Raw genomic sequence first — 5,855 nt, forward strand, 5'->3', positions numbered from 1 at the left:
CTTGAGCCTCATGGTCGGCGATAAACGATGAAGGGGCCCGATCGGGCCCCTTCATCGTTCAAGCTGCGGCCGCCATTGGCCTGGTTTTACTCCGCCACAGCGGCCTGGAATTGGTCCGCCCTTTACACACGCCAGACCGCCGCCATCGTATCCTCATGGGCGATGACCTCGGGGTCATTGAGGCGCGTGCCGCCTTTCGTCCGGACGGTCTTGGACGCCTTCCCTTCCGCCGGCCCGTGCATCCAGCGCTGGACCGCGCGATGCCGTCCGGTGACCCCCGGGGTCGCCTGCAGAGGCTGATGAAGCCAAACACAATGCAGGCCGCGTCCGCTGAAGGCGATGTAGCTCGGCAGAGGCTTCCCGGCATCCCTGAGGCGCTGGATCAGTATGCCGGCCATCTCCTCGGGGGCGAGCCCGCGGAACTCGGCTTTGTCGTGGCAGTCGACGTCCGCGATCAGGTTCTGAAGCTGCACGAGGCTGGTGCTGCCCCTGGCACCGTAGAAGCGTTGCATGCTGATGTGGGTGCACCACAACAACGCGTCCGAGGTGGCGAGCTCGGAGACGGAGACGACCTTGGTCTCCCACCGATGCTCCCCGTCGCTGCCCTGGGACACCCGCATGAGGCTGACCTTACCCCTGACGCCGGGCAGGTCGGGGTGGAGGGCGCGAGCATGGGCGCCGCGGGGAGAAGCGCTGACGCGAGCCTGGTACTCGCCGCGCATGGCGACGAGCTCGGCCTCCGGGCGCAGCATGGGCGCGAACGGATCGAGGCGAACGGAGGCTGTGGCGGGGAAGTGATACAAGCCGGCGGTCCAATGGTGGCACCGGGGCAGCACGACCCGACGCGACCTGACGATTGTCCCACCCGACCTAGAAATCCGCTAGAGACAGCCCTTAACGCCGGGCAGCCGGGGACGGACGCGACGGGGCCCGAGGCAGGGGAAGCGTGTCGTGACCGAAGAACCACGACGCCCGCCGAGACCGTGGAGAGGTCGTTCGCCGGGGCCGAGTGTGAAACCCTCCCAAGGCCCTGAAATCACCTCCTCGGACGCCTCTCACGACGACGGCGGACGTTTCGTTCGATAAAAAGAACGTGCGCAAATTTCAGGCAATCGAGGAACGGCTGCCTACACGTCAGGCACGAACGTCAAGGGGTGCCTGAAATGGCCATGCGGACCTTGGGCGCGTAGCCTTGATCGCGCCACGCCCGCCCGGGCAGCGTCCCGGGCACGGCCTATCCGTTTAAAGTCCGCTCGCTCAGACGTCGGCCCCCTCATCGAGGACTGGCGCGACCGCTTTATCTCGACGGTCGGCATCGCCAAGTACCGGCGTGCCGCCGGGTGGGCCGCCGAATGGTCGACACCGACCATCCGCGCATCCTGTTCCTCGCCGTCGACCGGGCCACCTACAAGCCGATCCTGGAACAGCCATGGCAGGAGGCGTGCGACGCGGCCGCGGCGCGCATCCCCGGGCTCATGGCCGCCAAGTTGGCTGACAACCTCGCCCACATCGCGGCCAAGATGGGCGGCACCCGCATGGCCGCCTGAGCGCCGCAATCGCGGACATGGCACCGCGAGGCGACCCCGTGTCCGGGATCGCGGACACGGTCTGACGGTGTGCTTCCGCGTGCCGACGAGCGTATTCCGCATGCTTGCGTGTGCGCAGCATGGCGTCCGCCGGCCCGGAAGGGCTTCTTCAGGTCGACCCGGGGCGTCGTGGCACCCATGGCGCAGACCGGCGCGATGTCTGTGATCCCGGACGGGGCGACCGCCGAGACCAATGACTAGGGAGGCCGCTTCGAGATCCTCGCCATGTCGGTGTGGACCGCTTATTAGACGCGCCTGTCGCTGAGGTGCGTAGCCTAGTGGGGTAGGTCGATCCGGGTGCCGTAGCTCTCCGGCATTTTATAAGCTGCGAGCTCATCCACGGCCGAGCGGTCGCGCTCCCGGTCCCGCACCCGTGCCTCATCCTCGGCGATGCTTGTAGTAAGGCTAAGGATGCTCAGTATCCCCCCGATAAACGTAACGGACCGGAGTCCCAGGAAGACGAACACGAACGTCAGAAACACCGGAAATACGAGTGAAAGGTCCACTTTCACAAAATAACCCGCGGCCGTGACCGGTGGGAGCGGTGGCAGGGTCCACTTGATCAGTTTTCCTAGAACAACCACGGCACAGGCCATAAGGGCGTAGAGGAACAGGCCACCGAAGATCTTGATCTGGCGATCAATCGCAATCCCGAGCTCACGTATCCGCTTGACCGAGAACCCGCCCGCACGGATCGCAGTGGCGCCAAGCGCCATAGCGGGGACGAAGGCTGCGATCAGGAAGCCGAGGACCGTAACGATCTCGGCCGCTCCCTCGCCGTAGAAGTTGGCGGGCATGACGAAGCCGGCCGCCACTCCTGCAAGCGCAGACACGCAGAGCTCCCAACCAGCAAACCGCAACGTCATTCGATCAGTCCAGCGTCCCGATATCTGGCCGCTGCCTCCTGGAGTGCTCTCCAAGCATCCTTCCTGTCAATCTTGTTCCCTTTACGTTCTACATCCACCTGATCGCCCAGCCTTTCAAGTTTCCCTCGGTTCTTACGTACGCCGTCGCCGAGCACGATGAGATTGTCTTCTGGCACGTGCCGTAACATCGCCATGGCTTCCTCACCCTCAAGCTTGAACCGGCTGCGGCCGGCTTTGAGGGTAATGTCGAGGTTCAGTTGCAGGGAAGCTCCGCTGCGCCGCATCAGGGTGTCGATAAGCGCGGTATCGAAGTTCGCCGCCCTAAGTATTGCCATGATGTTCGTCGTTGCGGAGACGCCCTTCTCAGAGTGAATGGTTGTGTCCGCATCGTCGAAGTCGAAGCCGGGTGGCAGCATCGGGGCTGGCTTGAGACGGACCAGGGAGACATCCCTAAGGTTCTCGACCTTCTCGTCGAGGAACAACTTCGGGATCAGCTTCAGCGGTACGTTACGCTGCGCGATGGGACATTTTTCGCATAGCAGCCAGCGCAGGTAGCGTTCCATCATCGAACTCGTAAGGTCCTGCTCGATCACGAGGACGTGGTCGCCGCGGATGAGGAAGAAGCTCATCCCCTTCAGCACCTCGGCGTCATTCGGCTTTGCCATCTCGCGGACCTCAAGCTCCGCGGCTGACTTCCCGTTTTGAACGAGCAAGGTGATGTTTGCGGTAGGGTCGATCCGGACGAACTCGCCGAAGACATCGCCGTTCTTAAATGGGTTTAGGCTGTTCAGGATGATGGTCCCGTGATCGGCATCCTCGTATGTCCTAAGGCGCACGTCATCAGAAAGAGAAATGCCACCGACCTGATGCCTGAATGAAGCGCTCAGCGACGCAGCGAGAGAGGCATCGATTGCAGGCTCGGATCCCCTCAGAAAACGCCTGTAGTGAATTCGCACTGTCTTGCGAGGCATCGGGACCGGGGTTCCTATTAGCGCTTTTTCGTACTGACAGTCGCACCCAGGGGCCAGGAAATCGAGCGCCGCCACCGCCGCAGTCGGATCCATTCACATGCGTTGTCCGTCGTCAGATGATTTGGGATATCCTGCGGTCTTCAGGAGCGGAGGCTCTGGTCCATCTGGGGTGAGAGGTGGTGGCTGATAGGACATTTTTTGCGATTAGAATGAGTAACGGCAACGAGAAGATGGCAATGCATGGCAGCATCTACGGATGCGAAATCTGAGGCACATGATGGTGTTCCGGGATTAATCAGCAGGGCGAAGCCTTCGCCTATTACCGAAGTCTCCTAGGAAGGGAGCAACCGCGGCCTTGCTGATAGGCAAGGCCAAGACAGCGGATCCATAAATTAAATTAGGCAGCGGCCACGACCGGAAGCTCGTCGACCCTAGTCGTGTAACGCGGCGACCTCATCTCGAACTTGGTCGACCATTCGCGCTTCGGGGCGAACCCGGCCGCCCCCGGCACGACGGCGCCTCGTCCGAAGCGACGGTTGCAGGCATCGAGCGCCTCCATCAGGGCGGCCCCCATCTCGCGGTCGAGTTGGCCGAGGCCTGGCATCGCCCGCTGGGTGGCCGCCAGCGGCATCAGGTCGGTGGTGACCACGCCGGCCTTGGAATAGCGGCACCCGTCCCGCCAGGTCTTCCGGAAGCCGTGGGTGGCGGCCTTGACCAGGGCGAGGATGTCGCTGGTTGCCTCGGGCACCCGGACGCCCGGGGCCCCGCACAGATAGCGGATTTTGAAAGAAGGTCGCGCGCATCCGGATGCCGAGGGTCCCGCTCCGGTTCATGCGCTATCCGCGCGTCGTCGCCGCGGGAACGCGAAGAATTCGGACGCCTCCCGCGCGCATCACGTTGCGGCCGACTCAATTTCGCTACGTTCCGGCAGTTTTGAGTCGTGGCCGGAGATGGCGATAGAGCCGGCGTTTCACCTCGCTTCGAACCCTCGCCAATCTTACTCTCGCCGGCCCCGGCTTCTATCCCGAACCCGAAAGCTTCCCTATGTCCGCCACCTTCGCAGCACGTGCCGTGGTTTTCGCGCTCACGCTCCCGCTCGCCGCCGTTCCCGCCATGGCCGACCCGACGCCGACGACGGCCGGCGCCATGGACCGCATCAAGGGGGTGGCCAACGAGGCGACCGGCAACGTGAAGCAGGGCATCGGCGACGTCACCGGCGACCGTGGCCTCAAGGCGGAAGGCAAGGTCCAGGAACTGAAGGGACGCGCCCAGCAGGGCGTCGGCGAGGCCAAGGACGCCATCGAGAACGCCAAGTCGAAGTTCTAGTCGCGGGCGTCCCCACGCCGGTGGGCACGGAGGCCGCGTTTCGCCCCTCGCAAAGGGGCCTGTCACGCCGAGGCATCGAAGGCATGCGATACACCATCGTGGTACTTAGCTTGGCTGTCGCCGCGCTTTCCCTGTCCCTTCCCGGATCGGCGCGGGCGCAGGACGCCGATCCGATGGAGGCGATGCGCGCGAACTGCGCCGGGGATTACCTGAGGCTCTGCGCCGGCATGTCACCCGAGGGACCCGAGGTGAAGGCGTGCTTCAGGCGCAACCGACCGAACCTTTCCGAAGGTTGCTCCCGTGCCATCTCGGCATACGAGCGAGGTCTCGAAGGCACTTCCGGGCGCTGAGTATGGGGTGATCGACGGGAGGAGATGTTGGCATTGCGTTCGGGGCGGCGGTCAGAGCATCGTCCATTGCCCCCGCCCGACCCGCCGTGCTTTCCATGGCCGACCGGCCCCGGGCCCCCCTCCCGACCGGCGCGGACACGAGAGAATGGAACCCAGATGAGATATGCCCTCGCCGTTTCACTGATTGTCGCCCTGCCATGCCTGGCCGCCGCCGCGGGAGGTCAGGGGGACGAGGCCGTCGCCGTCGGGCCATGGAAGGTGGAGGCGGCGTACAAGGGACAGAAGTTCGACCGGTGCACGATGACCCGGGTCACCGACGACGGGGTCGAGATCCGGTTCGGTCGTGACGCGGACGGCATCGACCTGAGCATGAGCTCGCCGAAGTGGAAGCTCGGTCGCGGCAAGAGCTACCCGGTCGAGCTCGCCGCCGGCACGTCGGTGCTCAAGGCCGAGGTGGCGGCTTCCGGGAACGAGGTCTCGGTGCCGGTCCGGGACGACCGTTTCATGAAGTCGCTGAGGCTCGCCGATGGGTTGGAGGTCAGGGGCGAGGGCTCCACCATCCAGGTGGCGCTGGACAAGAGCGCTGCCGGCTTGGACAGGCTGGAGACATGCTGGACGAAGAACCTCGCCCCGACAGAAACCAATCCTTTCGTCGCCCCGAGCCGCAAACCCTGATGGGTCGTGCTGGGCGACGGGCCCTGCCAAAGGCATGAAAGGCTTGACCGGCCCCCCTCCCGGCCGACGCCCTGCATCCCC

General features: G+C 64.3%; 7 protein-coding genes and 1 pseudogene. 4 read left to right on the forward strand and 4 right to left on the reverse strand.

Features of this window, described 5'->3' with window-relative positions:
* Positions 1 to 122 precede the first annotated feature (122 nt).
* Positions 123 to 752, reverse strand: coding sequence for a hypothetical protein (locus tag FV223_RS18215; RefSeq protein WP_147728345.1), 630 nt, complete (start codon positions 750 to 752; stop codon positions 123 to 125).
* A gap of 600 nt (positions 753 to 1,352) precedes the next feature.
* On the opposite strand from FV223_RS18215, the gene FV223_RS18220 reads away from it, so the two are divergent.
* Entirely contained in the window at positions 1,353 to 1,547 is a 195-nt protein-coding gene (locus FV223_RS18220) for a hypothetical protein (RefSeq protein ID WP_187276177.1), read from the forward strand.
* Between the two features lie 314 nt (positions 1,548 to 1,861).
* On the opposite strand, the gene FV223_RS18225 is transcribed toward FV223_RS18220, so the two are convergent.
* From FV223_RS18225 to FV223_RS18235, 3 genes and pseudogenes are all read right to left on the reverse strand, one after another.
* Positions 1,862 to 2,419 (reverse strand): hypothetical protein, encoded by a 558-nt coding sequence (locus tag FV223_RS18225; RefSeq protein WP_246689719.1) that lies wholly within the window; start codon positions 2,417 to 2,419, stop codon positions 1,862 to 1,864.
* Positions 2,420 to 2,448: 29 nt separating this feature from the next.
* The gene (locus FV223_RS18230) at positions 2,449 to 3,516 is read right to left on the reverse strand and encodes a hypothetical protein (RefSeq protein ID WP_246689720.1); all 1,068 of its coding nucleotides are present in this window, start codon (positions 3,514 to 3,516) and stop codon (positions 2,449 to 2,451) included.
* A 304-nt stretch (positions 3,517 to 3,820) separates the two neighbouring features.
* A pseudogene (locus FV223_RS18235) lies at positions 3,821 to 4,177 on the reverse strand (DUF4113 domain-containing protein); the annotation flags it as partial.
* Positions 4,178 to 4,569: 392 nt separating this feature from the next.
* Here FV223_RS18235 and FV223_RS18240 point away from each other — a divergent pair.
* The 3 genes from FV223_RS18240 to FV223_RS18250 all read left to right on the forward strand — a co-directional run bounded on the left by FV223_RS18240 (position 4,570) and on the right by FV223_RS18250 (position 5,774).
* Positions 4,570 to 4,749 carry a CsbD family protein gene (locus FV223_RS18240; RefSeq protein ID WP_147728349.1) on the forward strand — a complete coding sequence of 60 codons (180 nt, stop codon included), beginning with the start codon at positions 4,570 to 4,572 and terminating at the stop codon, positions 4,747 to 4,749.
* An 83-nt stretch (positions 4,750 to 4,832) separates the two neighbouring features.
* Positions 4,833 to 5,099, forward strand: coding sequence for a 3',5'-cyclic-nucleotide phosphodiesterase (locus FV223_RS18245; RefSeq protein ID WP_246689721.1), 267 nt, complete (start codon positions 4,833 to 4,835; stop codon positions 5,097 to 5,099).
* Positions 5,100 to 5,255: 156 nt separating this feature from the next.
* The gene (locus tag FV223_RS18250) at positions 5,256 to 5,774 is read left to right on the forward strand and encodes a hypothetical protein (protein ID WP_147728347.1); all 519 of its coding nucleotides are present in this window, start codon (positions 5,256 to 5,258) and stop codon (positions 5,772 to 5,774) included.
* Positions 5,775 to 5,855: the final 81 nt, after the last annotated feature.

Source organism: Methylobacterium sp. WL116 (genome assembly GCF_008039455.1).
In the GTDB taxonomy this organism is placed as follows: domain Bacteria; phylum Pseudomonadota; class Alphaproteobacteria; order Rhizobiales; family Beijerinckiaceae; genus Methylobacterium.

Bases quoted from the DNA above. Each gene is read 5' to 3' on its own strand.
- FV223_RS18215 (WP_147728345.1), bottom strand. From the start codon at position 752: ATGCTGCGCCCGGAGGCCGAGCTCGTCGCCATGCGCGGCGAGTACCAG.
- FV223_RS18220 (WP_187276177.1), top strand. From the start codon at position 1,353: ATGGTCGACACCGACCATCCGCGCATCCTGTTCCTCGCCGTCGACCGG.
- FV223_RS18230 (WP_246689720.1), bottom strand. From the start codon at position 3,516: ATGGATCCGACTGCGGCGGTGGCGGCGCTCGATTTCCTGGCCCCTGGG.
- FV223_RS18240 (WP_147728349.1), top strand. From the start codon at position 4,570: ATGGACCGCATCAAGGGGGTGGCCAACGAGGCGACCGGCAACGTGAAG.
- FV223_RS18245 (WP_246689721.1), top strand. From the start codon at position 4,833: ATGCGATACACCATCGTGGTACTTAGCTTGGCTGTCGCCGCGCTTTCC.
- FV223_RS18250 (WP_147728347.1), top strand. From the start codon at position 5,256: ATGAGATATGCCCTCGCCGTTTCACTGATTGTCGCCCTGCCATGCCTG.